The sequence below is a fragment of the Bradyrhizobium sp. WSM1417 genome, from assembly GCF_000515415.1.
GTDB lineage: Bacteria > Pseudomonadota > Alphaproteobacteria > Rhizobiales > Xanthobacteraceae > Bradyrhizobium.
Window position 1 is genome coordinate 4227001 of sequence record NZ_KI911783.1, and the last position, 20746, is coordinate 4247746.

General features: G+C 64.0%; 18 protein-coding genes and 1 tRNA gene. 13 read left to right on the forward strand and 6 right to left on the reverse strand.

Going from position 1 to position 20746, the window contains the following annotated elements; genetic code table 11:
* Positions 1–85: 85 nt before the first annotated feature.
* On the reverse strand, positions 86–1327 hold the full coding sequence (locus tag BRA1417_RS0120155; RefSeq protein WP_027517356.1) for an efflux RND transporter periplasmic adaptor subunit: 1242 nt from the start codon (positions 1325–1327) through the stop codon (positions 86–88).
* Positions 1328–1528: 201 nt separating this feature from the next.
* Between BRA1417_RS0120155 and BRA1417_RS0120160 the strand changes: the two genes are divergently transcribed.
* Positions 1529–2134, forward strand: coding sequence for a TetR/AcrR family transcriptional regulator (locus BRA1417_RS0120160; protein ID WP_027517357.1), 606 nt, complete (start codon positions 1529–1531; stop codon positions 2132–2134).
* 22 nt (positions 2135–2156) lie between these two features.
* On the opposite strand, the gene BRA1417_RS0120165 is transcribed toward BRA1417_RS0120160, so the two are convergent.
* Entirely contained in the window at positions 2157–3659 is a 1503-nt protein-coding gene (locus BRA1417_RS0120165; protein ID WP_156948824.1) for an amidase, read from the reverse strand.
* Between the two features lie 263 nt (positions 3660–3922).
* Between BRA1417_RS0120165 and rnz the strand changes: the two genes are divergently transcribed.
* Positions 3923–4825, forward strand: a complete 903-nt coding sequence (rnz, locus tag BRA1417_RS0120170) for a ribonuclease Z (protein WP_027517359.1) — start codon at positions 3923–3925, stop codon at positions 4823–4825.
* Between the two features lie 60 nt (positions 4826–4885).
* Here rnz and BRA1417_RS0120175 read toward each other — a convergent pair.
* A tRNA-Gln gene (locus tag BRA1417_RS0120175) sits at positions 4886–4959 on the reverse strand.
* A gap of 299 nt (positions 4960–5258) precedes the next feature.
* Between BRA1417_RS0120175 and BRA1417_RS0120180 the strand changes: the two genes are divergently transcribed.
* From BRA1417_RS0120180 to BRA1417_RS0120205, 6 genes are all read left to right on the forward strand, one after another.
* Positions 5259–5621: a DUF1428 domain-containing protein gene (locus BRA1417_RS0120180; protein ID WP_027517360.1), complete on the forward strand. Its 363-nt coding sequence runs from the start codon at positions 5259–5261 to the stop codon at positions 5619–5621.
* Positions 5622–5802: 181 nt separating this feature from the next.
* A complete protein-coding gene (locus BRA1417_RS0120185) occupies positions 5803–7056 on the forward strand; it encodes an ABC transporter substrate-binding protein (protein WP_027517361.1) in 1254 nt (417 codons plus the stop codon).
* 65 nt (positions 7057–7121) lie between these two features.
* Complete coding sequence (locus tag BRA1417_RS0120190; RefSeq protein WP_027517362.1) at positions 7122–7985, forward strand: branched-chain amino acid ABC transporter permease; 864 nt, start codon at positions 7122–7124, stop codon at positions 7983–7985.
* 13 nt (positions 7986–7998) lie between these two features.
* Positions 7999–8967 (forward strand): branched-chain amino acid ABC transporter permease, encoded by a 969-nt coding sequence (locus BRA1417_RS0120195; protein ID WP_027517363.1) that lies wholly within the window; start codon positions 7999–8001, stop codon positions 8965–8967.
* Complete coding sequence (locus BRA1417_RS0120200) at positions 8957–9724, forward strand: ABC transporter ATP-binding protein (RefSeq protein WP_027517364.1); 768 nt, start codon at positions 8957–8959, stop codon at positions 9722–9724. Before BRA1417_RS0120195 ends, BRA1417_RS0120200 begins: the two co-directional genes overlap by 11 nt.
* Positions 9721–10440 (forward strand): ABC transporter ATP-binding protein, encoded by a 720-nt coding sequence (locus BRA1417_RS0120205; protein WP_027517365.1) that lies wholly within the window; start codon positions 9721–9723, stop codon positions 10438–10440. Before BRA1417_RS0120200 ends, BRA1417_RS0120205 begins: the two co-directional genes overlap by 4 nt.
* A gap of 75 nt (positions 10441–10515) precedes the next feature.
* On the opposite strand, the gene BRA1417_RS0120210 is transcribed toward BRA1417_RS0120205, so the two are convergent.
* From BRA1417_RS0120210 to BRA1417_RS0120220, 3 genes are all read right to left on the reverse strand, one after another.
* Positions 10516–11088, reverse strand: coding sequence for an invasion associated locus B family protein (locus tag BRA1417_RS0120210; RefSeq protein WP_027517366.1), 573 nt, complete (start codon positions 11086–11088; stop codon positions 10516–10518).
* Between the two features lie 66 nt (positions 11089–11154).
* Entirely contained in the window at positions 11155–14301 is a 3147-nt protein-coding gene (locus BRA1417_RS0120215; protein WP_027517367.1) for an efflux RND transporter permease subunit, read from the reverse strand.
* Positions 14298–15470 carry an efflux RND transporter periplasmic adaptor subunit gene (locus BRA1417_RS0120220; RefSeq protein ID WP_027517368.1) on the reverse strand — a complete coding sequence of 391 codons (1173 nt, stop codon included), beginning with the start codon at positions 15468–15470 and terminating at the stop codon, positions 14298–14300. Before BRA1417_RS0120220 ends, BRA1417_RS0120215 begins: the two co-directional genes overlap by 4 nt.
* Positions 15471–15831: 361 nt before the next feature.
* On the opposite strand from BRA1417_RS0120220, the gene BRA1417_RS0120225 reads away from it, so the two are divergent.
* The 5 genes from BRA1417_RS0120225 (at position 15832) to exbD (ending at position 20744) form a co-directional block, all read left to right on the forward strand.
* Positions 15832–16071 (forward strand): hypothetical protein, encoded by a 240-nt coding sequence (locus BRA1417_RS0120225; RefSeq protein WP_027517369.1) that lies wholly within the window; start codon positions 15832–15834, stop codon positions 16069–16071.
* Between the two features lie 217 nt (positions 16072–16288).
* A complete protein-coding gene (locus tag BRA1417_RS0120230; protein WP_027517370.1) occupies positions 16289–18682 on the forward strand; it encodes a TonB-dependent siderophore receptor in 2394 nt (797 codons plus the stop codon).
* A gap of 2 nt (positions 18683–18684) precedes the next feature.
* Positions 18685–19374: a Fe2+-dependent dioxygenase gene (locus tag BRA1417_RS0120235; RefSeq protein ID WP_027517371.1), complete on the forward strand. Its 690-nt coding sequence runs from the start codon at positions 18685–18687 to the stop codon at positions 19372–19374.
* Positions 19371–20285, forward strand: coding sequence for a tonB-system energizer ExbB (exbB, locus tag BRA1417_RS0120240; protein ID WP_027517372.1), 915 nt, complete (start codon positions 19371–19373; stop codon positions 20283–20285). The genes BRA1417_RS0120235 and exbB overlap by 4 nt, the downstream gene beginning before the upstream one ends.
* A 3-nt stretch (positions 20286–20288) precedes the next feature.
* Positions 20289–20744 carry a TonB system transport protein ExbD gene (exbD, locus tag BRA1417_RS0120245; RefSeq protein ID WP_018459254.1) on the forward strand — a complete coding sequence of 152 codons (456 nt, stop codon included), beginning with the start codon at positions 20289–20291 and terminating at the stop codon, positions 20742–20744.
* The last annotated feature ends 2 nt before the right edge of the window (positions 20745–20746 follow it).

The following is a 20746-nucleotide window of genomic DNA, read 5'->3' on the forward strand; positions in this document are numbered from 1 at the left end:
CCGGAAGCCAGAAGTATGTCTAGGTAGTTCAACGATTTCGACATTCCGGTTCGCGCTGCCCGCGCGCTCCGGCATGGCGGAGACGCTAACGCTGCACGACGTCCTGATTGCTGTGGTTGGATGCCTGCTGCGGCCCGCGCGCGCCCATTGCCGCGATCTCCGTCTTGAGCAGGGCACCCGGGCGCACGCGCTGGAGGCCGTTGACGATGATGCGGTCGCCGGTCTTCAGCCCCGCCGTCACGATACGCAACCCGTCCACCGAGCCACCGAGCGTGATCGACCGGTAGACCGCGCGGCTGTCGTCGCCGACCGCCATCACGAACTTCTTGTCCTGATCGGTACCGATCGCGCGCTCGTCGATCATGACCAGCGATTGCTGCTTGGGTTGGCCCATGCGCACGCGGGCGAACTGACCGGGGATGAGACGCCCGTCCTCGTTGTCGAACACCGCGCGGACACGGATGGTGCCGCTCTGGCCGTTGACCTGGTTGTCGATGAGCTGGATGTGCCCCTTCGCGGAGAGACCGCCGGAGGTCGCCATCGCGACCGGGATCTGGTCGAGATTGCCGCGCTTGCCGGAGTCCTCGGAAATCGAGTTCAACGCCCGCACCACCAGCTCTTCATCCGCATCGAATGACGCATAGATCGGATTGACCGAGACCAGTGAGGTCAGCACCGGAGAGGCGGTGCCGGCGGCGACGAGATTGCCGACGGTGACTTCGATCTTGCCGACGCGGCCGTCCACGGGCGCACGGACCTCGGTGTAATCGAGATTGAGTTTTGCGGTCTGGAGAGTCGCCTCGGCCGCCTTCACGTTGGCGATGGCCTCGCGGTTGGCGTTGTCGCGCTGGTCGTAGTCGCGCCGCGTGACCACCGCGTTGCCCACCAGTTGCGCGCCGCGCTCGAGCTCATTCTGCGTGAACACGACGCGCGCTTTCGCAGCTTCGAGCTGGGCCGCGGCCTTGTCGACCTCGGCCGCGTAGGGCGCCGGGTCGATCTTGAACAGGACGTCGCCTGCCTTCACCAGCGCACCTTCGGTGAAGTTGGCCGACAGGATCGCACCGGCCACGCGCGGGCGAAGCTCGACGCGTTGGATCGCCTCGAGCCGGCCGGAGAAATCGTCCCACAGCACCGTCTGCTTTGGTTCGATCAGCGCGACAGTGACGGGGACAGCTTGCTCGGCCGCGGCGGTCGCAGTCGCCTGCGCGGCACGAAAGTAATGGCCGGTCGCGATCGAGCCGGCTACGGCGAGAGCGCCCACGATGGCGACGCCGCCGAGAAGGCGGCGGACACGGCCAGGGCGAGAGGTATTTTGGGAGGGGGGCATTTGCGCGCTCCAGATATGTAGTGTTCACTACAGATGTGGAGCTGGATACCGCAGCGCAAGATACTTATGTACCGTCCGCTAAGAAAATTGTAGCCGCTTACCGCAAGAGTTAGCAAGTGGAAGAGAAAATAAAGCGAGAACAAAGAGATAGGATCTGGCGTTAGGTTGAGAGACGACGCCGATTTCGAGGAGAACAGGCACATGGGCATGGGACGCCCCCGCGAATTCGACGCCGAAACGGCGTTGGACCAGGCGATGGAAGTGTTTTGGCGCCATGGCTATGAGGGTGCCACGATCGCTCAGTTGACCGAGGCCATGGGGATCAATCCGCCCAGCCTCTATGCCTGTTTCGGCAACAAGGAAGGGCTGCTGAAGGCCGCACTCGACCGCTACACCAAATTGCGCAACGTCTGGATGGACGAGGTGGTGGCGGCACCCACCGCCCGCGACGTCGCCGAGCGGATGCTGATGGGCATCGCCGACAAGCAAACTGATCCGGCCAACCCGCCGGGCTGCCTGCTCGTGCAGGGCGGCATTGCGTGCGGCACCGGATCAGAGAGCGTCCCTTTTGAACTCGCCGCCCGCCGCGCCGAGAACGAAGATCAGCTCCGCGATCGCTTCATTCGCGCAAGGTCCGAAGGCGATCTCAAGGAGAGCGCCGACCCCGCGGCACTCGCACGCTATGTCTCAGCGGTATCCGTCGGTATGGGCGTGATGGCGTCTTCGGGCTCGGACCGCGAAGCGTTGCAGCAGGTCGCGAGTGTCGCCGTGCAGGCGGTCGAGGCGCAATCGACTGAAAGAACCTGACGACCGTTGCCGCCTTCCTCTATCATCTCACCGATTGCGTGGCAGCCAGCGACGGCGGCGGGACGAAGCCGCCGAACGCGTGTTCGATCAATCCGGCGAGCGCAATCGTGGTGTGGTCCTCGAGATAAGGCCCGATGATCTGGACGCCGATCGGCAGGCCCGATGGCGTGCGCTCGATCGGAACGGCGGTCGCAGGCAGTCCGCAGGTCGAAGCGGGGTCTGCCCAGATGAAGCATGCATCGGCATAGTTGTAGAGCTGTCCGTCGATATCGAGTTGCCGCGCGTCGAACGGCTCGGACTGGTCCTGTGGAAACGCCGGCCCGGCCGCGGCCGGATAGATCACTGCGTCGAAATCTCGGAACAGCTCCTGCCACCGTTGTTGCAGCCGCAAGCGCGCCGCATCGGTCGCCAGCCAGTCGCGATGGACCATCGCCCAGCCGCGCGCGCGCTCGGCCTGCAGGCTGTGATCGTCGGGCGAAAGTGCCGCGGCAACTCCTTGCGCCTCTACGAGCGCGGCTGATGTCAGGCGTGGACTTCGCGCCGCGTTGAGCAGCTTCATGTAGAGCCGCGCGGATTCGGCGAGGTCGGGCAGCGACGCACTCGAGCGCGAAACCCGCGCGCCTGATCGTTCGAGCCGTTCCGCCAACCGCCCGATGGCGGAACGCACGGCATCGCCTGTCGGCATCAACGGATGCGTATCGATCACGAGAATCCTGAAATCCCTGAGCTGGTCGTGGCGCGGGGCCGGCAACGCAAGACGATAGCCGATCCCGTCGCGCGTCTCGTCGGGGCCGGCGATCACGTCGAGGGCGAGCGCGAGGTCCGAGGCGGTGCGCGTCATCGGCCCGACGACGGCCAGATCGCCCTGGCCAGGCACAGGCGGCGCCGGCGGCAGGCTGTATCCGCGCAGCGGGACCAGGCCGAGGCTCGGCTTGTGTCCGAACACACCGCAGAAATGCGCAGGTACCCGGATCGAGCCGCCGATGTCCGAGCCGATCGAGAGCGGTCCGAACCCTGCGGCCAGCGCCGCGCCCGATCCGCCTGAGGAGCCGCCGGGCGATCGGCCGAGATCCCATGGATTGTTCGTCGTCCCGTGGATCTCATTGTAGCTCTGGAAATCCCGCAGACCGATCGGGATGTTGGTCTTGCCGATGATGACAGCGCCCGCCGCCTTCAACCGCGAGACGACGAGGGCGTCCTCCGCCGGCTGGAAATCCCTGAAATGCGGAAAGCCCCATGTCGTCGGCAGGCCGGCGACGTTGAACGGTTCTTTCAACGTCACGGGGATGCCGAGCAATGGCTGCCGCTCGCCGCGGCCAAGCGCGGCATCGGCGGCGCGTGCGGCCTCTCTTGCCCGATCGAAATCGCGAACGACGACGGCATTGATTCGCCCGTCCAGCGCCTCGATGCGCGCGATCGTATGCTCGATCAACTCCGACGCAGAAACCTTGCGCGCGTGCAGGGCGCTCAGCAGTGTGCTGATCGAACCGTAGTCCCAGTCAGTGGCGGTCGATCCGGACGGCATCACGATCTCCATTGTCTTGCATCGCCGCGTCGATGTCGCTCGGCTGCAAATCGATCCGAGTATCGAGCATGCAATTTGGCAGATGTAATGAGGAGGCCGCGCAACGGGAACCAGATCTGTCCGCCGGTCGGGGGCCGAAGGCGGCGTCGGCCGCCAGATCGCGGGATACGCGCTTCTTGCCGCGGTCTATGCGCGATCGATCGGCTCTGTACGCGCTGCTGCTCACGTGGCATTGGGGCGGTGAAGCCTGGATACTGACGAGCATGTTCGCCCTGACATTCCTTGGGACTTCGGCCAGCGTTCCGTCGGCGGAGCGCAACCATCCCGCTCTCCTGGTGGAGGCTGCGGGCAAGCGCGTCCTCATCGATTGCGGCGAGGGCACGCAGCGCCAGTTGCTGCGCAGCGGCGCGGGCTTTCGACGGCTTGACCGCATCCTGCTGACGCATGCCCATCTCGATCACGTGCTCGGCATCCCCGGTCTTTTCTCGACGCTTGGGTTGCGCCAGCAATCGGACGCGATGACCGTCCATGGAGGCCAGGGCACGCTCGACATCGTCATCCGCATGCTTGCCGGCCTGTGGGGCGCGGGCAGGGCGCCGATCCCTGTGGAGTTCGCGCCGCTGACTGAAGGACAGGTTATCGACGCCGGCGACTTTACAATCGATTGCTTCTCGGTCCGCCACCGCGACACCGACAGCTTTGGTTTTTGCTTCCAGAGTCCGGCACGCCGCCATCTTGAGCGGGAGCGCCTCGCCGAGCTCGGTGTTCCCGATGGGCCGATGCGTGGAGAACTGGCCGCGGGACGACCGGTCGTGATCGCCGGCCGTACGATCGATCCGGAAGACGTTCTGGGGCCGCCGAGCGGCGGCAGGAAGTTCGTGGTAATCGGCGACACCGAAACCACCGACGGGCTATCCAAACATGTCGTCGACGCCGATCTGCTGGTGGTCGAGGCGACCTTCCTCGATCGCGACGCTGCGACCGCGCGGGACTATGGCCACCTCACCGCCCGCGAGGCGGCTTCATTTGCCGCCGCGAACAACGTCGGGCAACTCGTGCTGAATCACATGTCGGGGCGCTATCGCGACGAAGAGCTCCTGGCCGAAGCAACGGTGATTTTTCCATACACGAGGATCGCCACCGACTTCGATCGCATCGTGATTTAGCAGCACCGCTCAAAGAGTACGCAACCTCTGACGGTCTGATTGTGAGCTGCTTACCTGGAGTGGCTGGGGAACTAGGATTCGAACCTAGACAAACAGAGTCAGAGTCTGTTGTGCTACCGTTACACCATTCCCCAACGGAATAGCCGAACAAATTCAAAGACTTCTTGATTTGTCCGGCTGTGGCCGATGGCGCTTATCGCGCAAATCACGGCTCAGGCGTGGAGGGTTTCTACCCGCTCGGCTGTGGGCTGGCAAGCGCTGCGACGCAGGGGCGTTTTGCGGTCCAATGGGGACGTGCGGGCCGTGGGATCGCAGGCTCCAGCGGCGCGCCGCGGCGGCGCGCGACCGTTTGCCTCATCCGAAAATCGCGCTTCCTGGTCGGATCGTCAGGCGCCGCATCGTCCTTCGGAGACACAACCCAAGGAGATCCGTGATGCCCTATGTCGATGGTTTTGTGCTGGCCGTGCCGAAGGACAACATCGAGGCCTACAAGGCGCTAGCGCAATCCGCCTGCGCGATCTGGATGGAGCACGGCGCGCTCGACTATGTCGAATGCATCGGCGACGACGTGCCCTATGGCGAGCTCACGTCGTTTCCGCGTGCCGTGATGGCGAAGGAGGGCGAGATCGTGGTGTTCTCCTGGATCGTCTATCGCGACCGGGAGACCCGCGACGCCGTCAACAAGAAGGTGATGTCGGACCCGCGGCTGAAGTTGGACGGCATGCCGTTTGACGGCAAGCGCATGATCTATGGCGGCTTCACGACGCTGCTAAGGGCGAGCGACCCCGTGGGGTGAGGGCGCTGACCCAGCCCACACGTCGGTGCTTGTCCGTGCAACATCGTGGCAAGCCGTTTCACTTGCCGGTGCCGGGCCAGCATGCCATCCTCTCATCGCCAGGCATAAACAAACGGAAGTGGGCGCTTAGCCGAGCTTCCAAAAAATCTGGTTGGGGAAACCCTTTGGGAGGTTTGATTTCATGAGATTGAAGCACGTCACCGGGCTGCTTTGCGCGGCCGCGATGTCCGCTGCGCTCGCTTCAGCCGCGCAGGCCCAGGACAAGGTCGTCAAGATCGGCGCGATCCTGCCGATGTCGGGCGGCACCGCCTCGATCGGGGCGCACGCCAAGGCGGCGCTCGAGGTCGCCATGGACATCATCAACAACGCACATCCCGAGCTCGGCACTCTGCCGCTGGCCAAGAACGCAGGCCTTGCGAGCCTCGGCGGCGCCAAGATCGAGATCGTGTTCGCCGACAACCAGGGCAACCCGGCGACAGGCCAGAACCAGGCGCTGCGCCTGATCACGGAAGACAAGGTAGCCGCCGTGTTCGGCTCGTATCAGTCCGGCGTCACGCTGACCTCGAGCGCGATCGCCGAAAAATACGGCATTCCCTTCCTGAACTCCGAGTCGGTCGCCGCCAATCTCACAGAGCGCGGCTTCAAATGGTTCTTCCGCACCACGCCGATCGCCACCGACTTCGCCAAGGCCTATGTCGATTTCCTCGCCGACATCAAGGCGCAAGGCGCCAAGACCGATGCAATCGCGCTGGTTCACGACAACACCGAATACGGCACCTCGGTCGCCAACACGATCAGCGCCGCCTTCAAGGAGAAGGGCCAGGCCATCGCAGTCGACGTCGCTTATCCCGTCAATGCGACCGATGTTCAGGGCCAGGTGCTCCAGCTCAAGGACAAGAAGCCCGACGTGATCATCATGATCAGCTACACGTCGGATGCGATACTGTTCGCCAAGACCATGCAGTCGCTTGACTACAAGCCGGCGGTGCTTTTGGCCGACGACGCCGGCTATTCCGATCCCTCCTTCATCAAGGCGGTCGGCAAGATATCGCAAGGCGTCTTCAACCGTTCGTCATGGTCGGTGGGGCCGGCCGGCTCACCATCAGCCATCATCGCCGATCTGTACAAGAAAAAGAGCGGCGAGGAGATGGACGACACCGTCGGCCGTCAGATGCAGGGCTTCTTCGTGCTGGCCGACGCGATCGACCGCGCCGGCTCGACCGATCCGGCGAAGATCCAGGCCGCGTTGAAGGCGACCGATCTGAAGCCCGAGCAATTGATGATGGGCTACAAGGGCGTGAAGTTCGACGACAAGGGCCAGAATATCCTCGCCTCCGGGCTCATTATCCAGCTCCAGGACGGCGAGAACTACACCGCGGTATGGCCGAAGGCCAACGCCGCGAAGGCGCCGGTGCTGCCCTACAAGGGCTGGTGAGATTTGAAGGCGGGGCTGCGCGCCCCGCCATTCCCGAGATGGTTTGATCAGAGCAACGCTGGCTCATGTCCTTTGTCCTCGTGCAGGTGATTGTCGGCGGGCTTCTGCTTGGCGCAGTCTATGCCCTGTTTTCCTCAGGCCTCACGCTGGTGTGGGGCATGATGAACATCGTCAATTTCGCGCATGGCGATTTCGTCATGCTCGGCATGTACGTCGCCTATGTCGTCTACACGCTGTTGGGAGGAGGGCCGATCCTCGGCGCGCTGCTGGCGACGCTGGTGCTCGCGACCGTCGGGGTCGTGGTCTATTTCACCCTGATCCGCGACATCATGAAGGGACCGATGCTGGCGCAGATCCTCGGCACTTTCGGGCTTGCGCTGTTGCTGCGTTATTCCGTGTTCTGGTGGTTCGGGGCTAATTTCCTGTCGATGCCTCCGAACATCGTGGGCGGCACTTATGCGTTCGCGGGCCTGCGCATCGAGGCCTCGCGGCTGCTTGCCGGCGTGGTTGCGCTGCTCGTCACGCTCGGGCTGCATCTGCTGCTGACGCGGACCTCGCTCGGCTCGAAGATGCTGGCGGTGGCGGAGGATCAAACAGCGGCCCAGCTCATGGGTATCCGTCCCGACAGCATGCAGGCAATCGCCTGGGCGATTGCGGCGGGCGCCACCGGGCTTGCTGGCGCGCTGATCGCGAACTTCTTCTACATCGTGCCGACCGTCGGCGAGACGCTGGGCATCGTCGCCTTCGTCACGGTATCGCTCGGCGGTTTTGGCAGCGTGCCAGGCGCCCTCGTCGCGGGCCTGCTGATCGGCGTGATCGAGTCCCTGTCGGGCTATCTGATTGGCGCGATCTACAAGGACATCGTCGTCTATGTCCTGTTCCTGCTTTTCCTCTGGTTCCGGCCGCAGGGCCTGATGGGCAAGACCTGATGAGAAAGCTGTGATGCGGCGCTTGATCTGGCTCTCGGTCGTCGTAGCGTTTGCGATCGCCTATCCGCTCCTGCTGTCCTCGCCGTTCCAGCAGCGCCTGGGCGCGCTGGTGCTGCTTTATGCGATTGCGGCGTCCGCATGGAATATCGTCGGCGGCTATGCCGGCCAGGTCTCGGTCGGCCACGTCGTTTTCTTTGGCTGCGGTGCTTATGCCGCGATGGGATCCTACGCAAAGTTCGGCCTGTCGCCCCTGTTCGGCATTCCCGGCGGGATCGTGCTCGCCGTGGCCCTGGCCGCGATCATCGGCGTGCCGACGCTGCGTCTGTCGGGCCATTATTTCAGCATGGCGACCATCGCCGTTGCCGAGACGATGCGGCTGATCGTGACCAACACCGATTGGCTCGGTGCGGCGGTCGGGCTCTCCGGGCCGACCGTGCCGCGCAGCATCTTCGATCTCTCGTTCCTATCGTCACTGCCGTATTATTATCTCTTCCTCGCAATCCTCGTGATCACGCTGTTGATCACCTGGTGGATGACCAACAGCCGCATGGGATTTTACCTGCGCGCGATTAAGGATTCCGAGCGCGCGGCGCGCTCGCTCGGCGCACCCGCCAGCCGCACCAAGCTCTACGCCTACATGCTGAGCGCGGCGCTGACGAGCGTCGCCGGCGCGCTCTATGCCATGATGTTCGGCTTCGTCGATCCCGAGTCGGGGTTCGGCATCCTGATCTCGGTGAAAATCCTGATCATGGCGGCGCTGGGCGGAGCAGGACTTTTGTTCGGGCCCCTCGTCGGTGCCGCGATCCTGGTGCCGCTGGAGGAGATCTCGAACAGTTGGCTCGGCGGCAAGGGCGCCGGACTCACCTTCGTGCTCTATGGCGCGATCATCGTGGTGATCGCGCGCTTCCAGCCGGGTGGCTTGCTTAGCCTGTTCACGCGGCGCAGCAAGCAAAAGGACACGGGAGCTGGCCATGCTCCTTGAGGCACGCGAAATTACAAAGGCGTTCGGCAGCTTCAAAGCGGTGGACGATGCCTCCGTGACTTTGGAGCAGGGCGACATCCTCGGCCTGATCGGCCCGAACGGTGCGGGCAAGTCCACCTTCTTCAATTGCCTGACTGGCGATCTCAAGACCACTTCTGGCCGCGTCCTGTTCGAGGGCCGTGACATCACCGACTTCACGCCGGAACTGCGCGCCGGGCTTGGGCTCGCCCGTACCTTCCAGGTGCCGCAGACCTTTGAGGGCATGACGGTGCTGGAGAACGTCATGATCGGCGCGTTCCTGCGCACCTCGCATCGCAAGGACGCCGAGGCCAAGGCGCGCGCGGTGCTCGAGCGCGTCGGCATGATCAGGCTTGCGGATGCGCCGGCGCGCTCGCTCGGCACGCCGGGCCGCAAGCGGCTGGAGATCGCGCGGGCGCTTGCGACCGAGCCGAAGGTGCTTCTGCTCGACGAAGCCATGGCCGGCCTCAACGCCCATGAGGTGAGGCTCGCCATCGACCTCGTGCGCGACATCCATCGTTCCGGCATCACGCTCGTGATCGTCGAGCACATCATGGAAGTAATCATGTCGCTCGCCAGCCGCGTGATGGTGTTCCACCAAGGCAAGGAGATCGCCCGCGGCTCGCCGCGCGAGGTGACATCCAACCCGGCGGTGATCGAGGCCTATCTCGGCAAGCGTGCAGCCAAGGCGGCTGCCGGCCACACGCCGGTCGAGCTGATGGGCGGGCCGGACCTATGAGCGGGCCGTTGCTGCGGATCGAGCACCTCGAGGTGCGCTATGGCGATCTCATCGGCGTATCCGACGTCTCGCTGGAGGTTCCCGAAGGCAGCGTGGTCGCGCTGCTCGGCTCCAATGGCGGCGGCAAGACCACGACGCTGAACGCGATCGCCGGCCTCATTCCCGTGCATTCCGGGTCGATTCACTTTCGCGACGAGAACATCGCCGGCGAGAAGGCGTTTGCGATTGTGCGCAAGGGGCTGGCGCTGTCGCCGGAAGGCTGGCGGCTGTTCGTGCAGCAGAGCGTCGAGAACAATTTGCTGCTCGGCGCAACGCCGCTGCGCGACAGGTCGCGTCAGGCCACGCTGCTCGAACGCGTCTACGAGATCTTTCCGCGCCTGAAGGAACGCCGCAACCAGCGTGCCGGCACCATGTCTGGTGGCGAACGGCAGATGCTCGCGGTCGGGCGCGCGCTGATGAGCGACCCGAAGCTGTTGATGCTGGATGAACCCTCGCTCGGGCTCGCGCCGGCGGTGGTCGAGTCCATGTACGAGACCTTCGGCCGCCTGCATCGCGAGGGCCTGACCATCCTGCTCGCCGAGCAGTCGATCGAGCTCGCACTGGAGGTCTCGGATTTCGCCACGGTGCTCCAGGTCGGCAAGAGCGTGCTGTCAGGCACAGCGGCGGCGCTCGCGGAGGACCCGCAGGTGCAGAAGGCTTATCTGGGCGTGGACTGACCGGCGTCCGCCTGGAGGCGCCCGGTATCGGCGGCAGGCTGGAGATGGATCTGCCGCAGTAACGGCGAGGCGTCGCTACTTGATCTTGTCGTAGGCGGCCGCGAAATCGCCCAGCGGCATCGGGATCGCGATCGTTTCCTTGGCCATGTTCTGGAAGGAGACCTTCAACTGCTTGCCCGACCGCAAGGTCGCAAGCAGGTCCGGTGCGATCGGCGTCGAGGCGTAGCAGCCGCGGTTCTCGCAGGTCTGGATCTGGAGATCGACCGTCTTGCCCTCGTCGACCTGGAGCTTGGCGCCGATGGGAAGGTTGAGGCCGAGCGGCAATTGCAGCAGCGCCACCGGTGTGCGGGTGTCGGGCGCGATGCGGATGTTGATCAGGACGATGGTCTGACCGGTCTTGGTCAGCACCGCGTTCTGCTCCATCGCGCATTCGAGCGGCGCGTCGCGGCTGACGCTGGTACAGCGCACGACCCAGCCGGGCTGCTGCGCCGCAGCGCCGTCAGCCTGCGGCTGCGTCGGAGCCGGCGCGGGCTGTGCCGCCGGGGCAGAGGGAGCTGCGTTCTTCTTGGCGCCTTGCTGGGCATGCGCGGCACCCGCCGACACCAGGACAGCGACTGCTATGGCGACAAGTCTGGATTGCATGGGCATGGCAAGACCGCGTTGACGTGAACCGAGGGCCTCGCTGTAACGTCGTGAGGCGTGCGCTGCAAGCGGCTACTCGGCAGCTTCCTTAACGGTGCCGTGCTCGACCGTCTCGTCGCCTTCGCCGTCACCCTTACGGCCCCAGCCCGAGAACCAGTTGTTGAGCTCGTCGAGATAGAGATAGACGACCGGGGTGGTGAACAGCGTCAGCGCCTGGCTGACGATCAGACCGCCGACCATGGCGTAGCCGAGCGGCTGGCGAATCTCGGCGCCGGTGCCGTGGCCGAGCATCAGCGGCACGCCGCCGAGCAGGGCAGCCATCGTCGTCATCATGATCGGACGGAAGCGCAACAGCGCTGCCTGCCGGATCGATTCCGCCGGCGTCTTGTGCTCGTCGCGCTCCGCGGCGATGGCGAAGTCCACCATCATGATGCCGTTCTTCTTCACGATGCCGATCAGCAGAATGACTCCGATCAAGGCAATGAGGCTGAACTCGAAGCCTGCCGCCATCAGGATCGCGAGCGCGCCGACGCCGGCCGAGGGCAGGGTCGACAGGATCGTGATCGGATGGATGTAGCTCTCGTAGAGGATGCCGAGGATCAGATAGACCACGACCAGTGCCGCGAGGATGAGGAGCGGCACAGTGCCGAGCGACTGCTGGAACGCCTGTGCCGTGCCCTGGAAGCTCGAATTGAGCGTCGGCGGCGCGCCGAGATCGGCCATCGCCTTCTGCACGGCCTCCGTGGCCTGGCCGAGCGCGACGCCCTGAGCGAGGTTGAAGCTGATCGTGATCGCCGGGAACTGGCCCTGGTGGCTGATTGAGAGCGGGCGAACCGGATCGGTGCTCCAGGTCGCGAAGGTCGACAGCGGCACCTGGTCGCCGGTCAGCGGAGATTTCAGGTAGAGCTTGTTCAGGCTCTCGAGGCTGCCCTGCATCTCCGGCAGGATCTCGAGGATCACCTTGTAGGTGTTGAGCTGGGTGAAATACTGCGTGACCTGGCGCTGTCCGAAGGCGTCGTACAGCGTGTCGTCGATCAGCTGCGGCTGGATGCCGTAGCGTGCAGCGGTGTCGCGGTTGATCTTGAGCTGAACCGTGGTGCCCTGGGTCTGCTGGTCGGTCGCGACGTCGCGCAGTTGCGGCAGCGTCTGCATCTTGGCGAGGATCTTTGGGGCCCAGCCGTTGAGCTCGGCGAGATCGGCGTCCTGCAACGTGAACTCGAACTGCGTGCGCGTCGGCCTGCCGCCGAGCCGGACGTCCTGGGCCGCCTGCATGTAGAGGCGGGCACCGGATACCTTTTCGAGTTTGGGACGCAGCCGCGCGATGATCTGCTGCGCCGAGGCATTGCGGACGCTGAGCGGCTTCAGCGTGATGAACATGTTGCCGTTGTTGCCGGCGCGGCCGCTGCCGCCGATGTTCATCGCGATCGTTGCCACGTCGGGATCGTCCATCACGATCTTGCCGAGTTCGACCTGGCGGCGCTGCATCTCAGCGAACGAGATGTCCTGGGAGGCTTCCGAGGTCGCGGTGATCAGGCCGACGTCCTGCTGCGGGAAGAACCCCTTCGGGATCAGGACGAACAGATAGATCGACAGCGCAAGCGTCGCGAAGAAGATCGTAAGCGTCGTGCGCCGCCAGGCCAGGGCATGGTCGAGCCCCCATTCATAGCCGCGCAGCATCGCATCGAAGCCGCGCTCGCTCCACTGGTAGAACCTGCCGTGGGTGACCTCGCCATGGGCGCGCAGGAAGCGCGAGGCCATCATCGGCGTCAGGGTCAGCGACACGAACATCGAGACGAAGATCGTCATCGCCAGCACGACGGCGAATTCGCGGAACAGGCGCCCGATGATGCCGCCCATCAGCAGCAGCGGAATCAGCACTGCGACCAGCGAGATGCTGATCGACACGATGGTGAAGCCGATTTCCTTGGAGCCCTTGAAGGCGGCCGCCATCGGCGATTCGCCTTCCTCGATGTAGCGCGTGATGTTCTCCAGCATCACGATGGCGTCGTCGACGACGAATCCGACCGCGATGGTGAGGGCCATCAGCGACAGATTGTCGAGCGAATAGCCGACGACCCACATCAAGGCGCAGGCGCCCAGCAACGCCAGCGGCACCGTGATGGTGGGAATGACGGTTGCCCAGAAACTGCGCAGGAAAATGAAGATGACCATGACCACCAGCGCAATGGTCAGCAGCAGCGTGAACTGGACGTCCTCGACCGCCGCGCGGATCGTCGTGGTGCGGTCGCTGATGAGCTCGATCTTGATCGCGGGCGGGATCGCGGCGACGAGGCGAGGCAGGGTGGCCTTGATCCGGTCGACGGTCTCGATGACGTTGGCGCCCGGCTGCTTGAATATCACCAGGAACACGCCGCGCTTGCCGTTGGCCCAGGCCGCCTGCTTGGCGTCCTCGGCGCCGCTGACCGCTTGGCCGACATCGCGGATTCGCAAGGGACCTCCATTGCGATAAGCGATGATGACGTCGTTCCAGTCCTTGGCCTGCGTGAGCTGGTCGTTGGCGTAGATCGTGTAGGCGCGCTTCGGACCGTCGATGTTGCCCTTGGGGCTGTCGACGGTGGTGATCGCGATCTGGCTGCGCACGTCCTCCATCGACAGGCCCTTAGCGACGAGTTTCGCCGGGTCGATCTGGATGCGGATGGACGGTTTCTGCTGGCCGCCGATGAAGACCTGGGCGACGCCTGAGAGCTGGCTGATCTGCTGGGCGAGCTGGGCGTCGACCGCGTCGCTGACGCTGGTCAGCGGCAACGTGTCGGAGGTCGCCGACAGCAGCAGGATCGGCGCGTCGGCCGGGTTGACCTTGCGGTAGGTTGGTGGCGAGGGCAGGTTCTTCGGCAGCTGACCGCTCGCGGCGTTGATGGCGCCCTGCACGTCGTTGGCGGCGCCGTCGATGCTGCGGTTGAGGTCGAACTGGATGGTGATCGACGCGGTGCCCAGATAGCTCGTCGACGTCATCTGGGCGATGCCCGGGATCTGGGCGAATTGCCGTTCGAGCGGCTGGGCCACCGACGAGGCCATGGTCTCGGGGCTGCCGCCCGGCAGATTGGCGGTGATCTGGATGGTTGGGAAGTCTACCTGCGGCAATGGCGCGACCGGCAGCAGGGGATAGGCGACCAGACCAACGAAGAGAATGCCGGCCATCAGCAGCGATGTGCCGATGGGATAACGGATGAAAGGTGCCGAAATCCCGCCCGCGTTCATTCCTGTCGAACCTTGTTCTGGGCCGGATCGGTACTCGCCACGGCCGTCGAGACGAGGCTTCCCGGTTGGACCTTGAATTGGCCGCCGGTGATCACTTGCTGCCCGGGCGTCAGACCTTCGTCGACGACCGAACGTCCGTCGATGGCGTAGCTGACCATGATCTTGTGCAGTTCGGCCTTGTTGTCCTGATTGACCGTATAGGCGTAGAGGCCGTTGGTGGAATGCTGGACCGCGTCATCCGGGACAACAGTCGCATCCTTCAGGGTGCGCACCAGCAGGCGCGTCGACACCGATTGTCCGGGCCACAGCGCGTGGTCCTTGTTGTCGAACACCGCCTTGAGCCGGATCGTGCCGCTGCTGGTGTCGACCTGGTTGTTGATGACCGCGAGCTTGCCCTCGGCCAGCGTCTTCTTGCCGTCGGTGGTGAAGGCGATCACCCTGAGCGCGCCGGCCTTCTGGCCCTCGCTGATATAGGGCAGCTGATCTTCCGGCGCGGTGAAGATCACCGAGATCGGCTCGACCTGCGAGATCGTGACGATGCCGGTCTGCGTCGAGGAATTGACGATGTTGCCGACGTCGACCTGGCGCAGGCCAGCGACGCCGGTGATCGGCGCCTTGACCAGGGTGTAGTCGAGCTGGGTCTGCGCGTTGGAGATCGCGGCGTCGTCGGCGGCGATCTGCGCGGTGAGCTGCGCGACGGTGGAGCGTTGGGTGTCGACCCGCTGTGCGGTGGCGAATTCGCCGAGCTTCATGGCGCGCTGGAGCTCGAGATTGGCGTTGGCCAGATTTGCCTCGTCCTGGGCCTTCTTGGCCTTGGCCTGGTCGAGCGTGGCCTGATAGGGGCGGGGATCGATCGAGGCGAGGAGCTCGCCCTCCTTGACGATCTGGCCTTCGGTGAAGGCGATCTTGTCGATCTGGCCATCCACCCGGGTCCGGACTTGGACGGTGTTGAAGCCCGCAACCGTGCCGAGACCGGTCAGGTAAACCGGGAAATCCACTTTCTGAACCGGCGAAACGCTCACGGGGACGGCGGGCGGACGCTGCGGCCCCTTCTGTGCGGTCTGGGCTTTTCCTGCGTCGGGCGAGCCGAATTTCTGCCAACCATAGTAACCCGCGGAGGCCACGGCCGCGATGATCAGAATCCAGAGGATCGGCCGGGACTTTTTCATATCGTCTCGTGTCGGCTCTTATGCCTTAAGCTACGAATTGTGAGGCAATCATAGGGTTCCAGCGCGCTTGTATAATACACGCCAAGTTCCAGTGTAAACAGCACTATCGGTTGAGAATCCTAAACAATTGGAAAGCTTTGCACCGCTTAGGCAGCTCCGTGTCACTACGGTGTGCAGTGCTGCATTCTCCCGCCACGAACGATCTGCGAGCAAATCTTGTGCAATGCTCGACAGCGGTGTGCTCTGGACAGAGCGGCGCCGCGCATCGGCCGCAAGAACGGTTCTAAATCGTGCGGAGGCCGTTTCGGTTGTCAGGAAAACCGGCATCGGCCATATCGGCGCTCCACAACGGGAGCGCAGCATGGACGAACTGAACGGCAAGCTGATCGCGTGTCAAATCCTGATCACGGGACTGATCGCGCGCGTCGCCAACGAGCAGCGCGATCCCTTGCGCTTTCTCACCGACTTCCGCGACGAGATCAGATCCGTCGTCGGCGGCGTCAACATTGCGGGCATGGACAACAGCGATCGCGTGCGCGCGGTGGCGCAGAAGACCGTCGATGAATTGTTCTCGCTGATGAAGCCGCCAAGCAGCGATTGAGGATGCGCGCGCGACCGCCGATCTCGCGCTCTCTTTAGAACAAATCCAATCTCGATTTAGAACGATTTCAAACTGCAGTTTAGAATCGCTTTGATCTGGACTTATTCAAGGGTTCTCGCGGCTTACTCGCATTGACCCGCTATTTTACGGCCGATACCAACACTCCAATCGCTCATCGAAGTGAATGAGCGAGCAGGAATATGGGGCGTGTTTGGTAATGGGGCAGGTGGTCGCACCGAAGTCGTTGCGTTCGGTCGCAGCATTCGATGAAAAGTTCACGGGCGTTTCCGGCAAGAAGGTCTCCGCTGTCGCGGGCCTGATTGCAGCAGCATCGGTGTCGAGCGGCGCGGAGGCGCAGCAGTCGAACCTGCCGCCGGTAACGGTCGATGCGCCGGTCGCGCGTCCGCGCCCGGTGGCTGCGAAGCCGACGGCGGATCAGGTCCGCGCGCGCAATGCGCTTCGCCGCGCTGCGCAACGGCAGCAGGCGGCGCAGCAGACGGCTCCCACCGCGCCGTCCGGCGAAGTCGACCGCAATCCGTATTCCGATCCGGCGGCGCCCTACAAGATCGACCACGTCCAGGCCTCCGGCAAGTTTCCCGAGCCGATGCTGAACACGCCGAAGACCATCACCGTGCTCAGCAAGGAAGTGCTCGAGGACAAGAACGCCACGACGCTGAAGGAGATCGGGCGCTCCACCGCCGGCGTGACGCTGGGATCGGGGGAAGGCGGCAACGCGTTCGGGGATCGCTTCTTCATCCGCGGCTTCGATGCGAGGAACGACGTCTTCATCGACGGTATCCGTGATCCCGCGGTCTCGATCCGCGAGAACTTCTTCACCGAGCAGATCGAGATCCTGCGCGGCCCGGCGTCGTCCTACGCCGGCCGCGGCACCGCCGGCGGCGCCATCAACATCGTCACCAAGCAGGCGGGCGACGTCAATTTCAAGCGGATGGATACTGAGTTCGGCACCGACAGGACCAAGCGTGTCACGCTCGACGTCAACCAAGTCATCGATCCGACCTTCTCGGTGCGCGTAGGCGGCCTGTTCCAGGACGCCAACGTCGCCGGCCGCAATTACATCACCGACGATCGCTGGGGTTCGTTCATCTCGACCAAGTACACCCCGACCAACGACATCAAGATCACGACGAACTACGTCCACACCGATCTCAGCGGCTACCCGGATTTCGGCGTGCCTTTTTACAGGCAGGGCAATGTCCCGGCGACATCGGCGGGCATTCCGCGCGGAAACTGGTACGGCTTCCTCAACCGCGACTTCCAGACGGCGCGGCAGGATTTCGGCACCGGCACGATCGAGTACAAGGTCAACGATGCCATTACGCTGACCAGCAAGGTGCGCGGCGAGCACTCGCTGCTGAATTATATCGGCACGCTGCCGCAGAACCCGATCACGACCAGCCCCAATCCGTTGCTCTGGACCACGACGGCGAGCGCGCAGAGCCGCTACCAGAATGTCGATGTGTGGGCCAACCAGAACGAGGCCACGTTCAAGCTAAACACCGGCGGGGTCAAGCACACGGCAGTGTTCGGCGTGGAATATGCCAACGAGAACATCTCGATCGACCGTTACACTGGCCTCTCGTCGGAACTGTTCGGCGGCGGCTCGACCAGCAACGGAGCGGTCACGGGGGTCAATGTCTACTCCCCGCAGTACACCTACATTCCTTTCAGCAACACGCCGTCGCTGGTTGGAAATCCGACGCGCTACGGTGTCAACACCAGCAGCGTCTACGTCATGGACACTGCGAACTGGCAGGACGCCGTCATTGTGAACGGCGGCGTGCGCTACGACGGCTACAGCCAGAGCTCGTCGACCAACGCGGCCTATCTGAAGCAGAACGCCGATCTCGTTAATTACAACGTCGGCGCGGTCTACAAGCCGATGTCGATCGGCAGCCTGTATGCAGCCTATGCGACCTCGGCCAATCCGTTCGGATCGGAGCTTGATGCGACCGCGACCGATTACGGTGGTGTTCCGCCCAACACGGCCGTTTTGCTCGGACCCGAGCGTAACAAGGCGATCGAGCTCGGCACCAAATGGGAGCTCGCCGATCGCCACCTTTTGGTGACCGGTGCGCTGTTCCAGACGACCAAGGACAACGCGCGCGAGACCGTCAACGGCCTGCTGACCTCGGGCGCTGCCTACAGGATCCAGGGCATCGACATCGAGGCCGAGGGCAGGCTCACCGACCGCTGGAGCATTTTTGGCGGGCTGGTGCTGATGCAGTCGAAGGTCACGCAGAGCGGCGTTGCCGCGAATCTGGGTCTGCAGCTCGCCAACATTGCCCACCAGTCGTTCAGCATGTTGACCAAGTACAAGTTCGACGGCGGCTGGGAACTCGGCGGGCAGGCGGTCTACCGCTCGAAGGTCTATGGCGGCACGTTCGCGGCCAACACCAACGAGTTGCCGAGCTATTGGCGTTTCGACGCATTCCTCGAGAAGAAGATCGACCAGAACTGGACCATGAAGTTCTACGCCCAGAACCTGACGAACAAGCTCTATTACGATTCGTTCTATCGCAGTGCCGTGCCCTTCGTGGCGGTCGCGCCAGGGCGGGCGTTCTACCTCGTGACGACGGCGAAGTTCTGATCATGTTGACGTGCCTGCCTGGCGTTCTGAGCAAGGATGATGTGGCGGATTTCCGCCGCATCATGGACGCCAGCGAATGGGAAGACGGGCGCTCCACCGCCGGCTCGCAGTCGGCGATGGTCAAGCGCAACGAGCAATTGTCACCGGACAGCGAGGTCGCGCGCAAGCTCGGCAACCGCATCATTTCGGCGCTGACCTCGAACCCGCGCTTCATCGCGGCCGCGATCCCGCTCCAGATCTTCCCGCCGCTGTTCAACCGCTATGCGGCCAGCAGCGGCCACCATTTCGGCCTGCACGTCGACAATGCGATCCGCGGAGACCGCCTGACCGGCCTTCGCATCCGCACAGACCTCTCGGTCACGCTGTTCCTGGCCGAGCCGGAGGAGTACGACGGTGGCGAACTTGTGATCGAGGACAGCTACGGTTCGCACGAAGTCAAGTTGCAAGCCGGGGACTGCGTGCTCTATCCCTCGACCAGCCTCCATCTGGTCACCCCGGTGACGAGGGGAACGCGGGTTGCGTCTTTCTTCTGGCTTCAGAGCATGATACGGGACGATCAAGCCCGGAGCATGATCTTTGACCTCGACACCGCGATACAGGCGCTGGTGGAACGGCTCGGGCGTGACGATCCCGAAACGGTCAAATTGACGGGTATCTATCACAACCTCATTCGCTACTGGGCCGAAGTATGAAGATCATGTCCTTCCAAGCAAGCCTTGCCGCGGCTCTGGTGCTGGCGGCCGCCTGGCTTGCATCCCCTGTTTCCGCCCAGACACAGGCCACGCCCGCGGCACCGGTCCAGTCGACGGCCCAGCCGTCCCCGGTCAGCCCGGCCCCGGTTGTTGCTCCGCCTGCGGCTCCCCAAGCTGTCGCGCCCGCAAAGTCCGATACGGCAGCCGTCATTGCGCCCGCCATGAAGGAACTGTCGCCCTGGGTGATGTTCATGTCGGCGGACATCATCGTGAAGGCGGTGATGATCGGGCTCGCCTTTGCATCGCTGATGACCTGGACGGTGCTGATAGCCAAGTCGATCGAATTGTCGATCGCCGCGACCAAGCTTCGTTCGGCGCTGAAGAAGATCGCAGAGGCGCGCTCGCTCGCGGAAGCGCAGATGGCGCTCGGCTCCAAAGCGGGCATCCTGCCGTCCTTCCTGGCGGCGGCGCTGCGGGAGGCGCGGATGTCGGCCGGCCTCTCCAGCGACACCGGCATCAAGGAGCGGGCGGCTTCGAGCTTCTCCGAGATCATGCGCGCGGAGGCGCGGCGCATCCGCGTCGGCATGGGCGTGCTCGCGACCATCGGCTCGACCTCGCCCTTCGTCGGCCTGTTCGGCACGGTGTGGGGCATCATGAACAGCTTCATCGGCATCTCGAAGTCGCAGACCACGAACCTCGCCGTCGTCGCACCCGGCATCGCCGAGGCGCTGCTCGCCACCGCGATCGGCCTGGTCGCCGCCATTCCCGCCGTCATCATCTACAACTACTTCTCGCGCGTGACGAAGAGCTACCTGGAACTCGTCAGCCGTGCCTCGGGCGCGGCGGGGCGGTTGCTCTCGCGCGATCTCGACCGCAGCCACGGCAGCGTGCATTCGCGCGCGGCGGAGTGAACCATGGGCGTCTCGCTCGCAGACAATGATGACGACGACGATTTCGGCGAAACGCATGAAATCAACGTCACGCCGTTCATCGACGTCATCCTGGTGCTGCTGATCATCTTCATGGTCGCAGCGCCGCTCTCGACCGTCGACCTGCCGATCGATCTGCCGACGTCGAGCGCGACGCCGCAGAAGAAGCCGGACAAGCCGACCTATCTCAGCATCAAGCCCGATTTGACTCTTGCCATCGGAGAGAACCCGGTGCATCGCGCCGAGTTGATCGGCACGCTCGACGGGCTGTCCGACATGAGCAAGGACAAGTACGTCTTCCTGCGCGCCGACCGCTCGGTGCCGTATGGCGAGTTGATGGGCGTCATGGAGCTGTTGCGCTCAGGCGGCTATTCGCGGGTGAAGCTGGTTGCGCTGGAAGGCGCTCCGGGGGCGCCTGCGGCAGGCGCCGCTCAGCCTTAGAG

Coding starts and splice junctions, on each gene's coding strand:
- BRA1417_RS0120180 (WP_027517360.1), top strand. CDS start 5,259: ATGCCCTATGTCGATGGTTTTGTGCTGGCCGTGCCGAAGGACAACATC.
- BRA1417_RS0120155 (WP_027517356.1), bottom strand. CDS start 1,327: ATGCCCCCCTCCCAAAATACCTCTCGCCCTGGCCGTGTCCGCCGCCTT.
- BRA1417_RS0120165 (WP_156948824.1), bottom strand. CDS start 3,659: ATGCCGTCCGGATCGACCGCCACTGACTGGGACTACGGTTCGATCAGC.
- BRA1417_RS0120185 (WP_027517361.1), top strand. CDS start 5,803: ATGAGATTGAAGCACGTCACCGGGCTGCTTTGCGCGGCCGCGATGTCC.
- BRA1417_RS0120195 (WP_027517363.1), top strand. CDS start 7,999: ATGCGGCGCTTGATCTGGCTCTCGGTCGTCGTAGCGTTTGCGATCGCC.
- BRA1417_RS0120225 (WP_027517369.1), top strand. CDS start 15,832: ATGGACGAACTGAACGGCAAGCTGATCGCGTGTCAAATCCTGATCACG.
- BRA1417_RS0120235 (WP_027517371.1), top strand. CDS start 18,685: ATGTTGACGTGCCTGCCTGGCGTTCTGAGCAAGGATGATGTGGCGGAT.
- BRA1417_RS0120160 (WP_027517357.1), top strand. CDS start 1,529: ATGGGCATGGGACGCCCCCGCGAATTCGACGCCGAAACGGCGTTGGAC.
- exbD (WP_018459254.1), top strand. CDS start 20,289: ATGGGCGTCTCGCTCGCAGACAATGATGACGACGACGATTTCGGCGAA.
- BRA1417_RS0120205 (WP_027517365.1), top strand. CDS start 9,721: ATGAGCGGGCCGTTGCTGCGGATCGAGCACCTCGAGGTGCGCTATGGC.
- BRA1417_RS0120215 (WP_027517367.1), bottom strand. CDS start 14,301: ATGAACGCGGGCGGGATTTCGGCACCTTTCATCCGTTATCCCATCGGC.
- BRA1417_RS0120190 (WP_027517362.1), top strand. CDS start 7,122: ATGTCCTTTGTCCTCGTGCAGGTGATTGTCGGCGGGCTTCTGCTTGGC.
- BRA1417_RS0120200 (WP_027517364.1), top strand. CDS start 8,957: ATGCTCCTTGAGGCACGCGAAATTACAAAGGCGTTCGGCAGCTTCAAA.
- exbB (WP_027517372.1), top strand. CDS start 19,371: ATGAAGATCATGTCCTTCCAAGCAAGCCTTGCCGCGGCTCTGGTGCTG.
- BRA1417_RS0120220 (WP_027517368.1), bottom strand. CDS start 15,470: ATGAAAAAGTCCCGGCCGATCCTCTGGATTCTGATCATCGCGGCCGTG.
- BRA1417_RS0120230 (WP_027517370.1), top strand. CDS start 16,289: ATGGGGCAGGTGGTCGCACCGAAGTCGTTGCGTTCGGTCGCAGCATTC.
- rnz (WP_027517359.1), top strand. CDS start 3,923: ATGTTCGCCCTGACATTCCTTGGGACTTCGGCCAGCGTTCCGTCGGCG.
- BRA1417_RS0120210 (WP_027517366.1), bottom strand. CDS start 11,088: ATGCCCATGCAATCCAGACTTGTCGCCATAGCAGTCGCTGTCCTGGTG.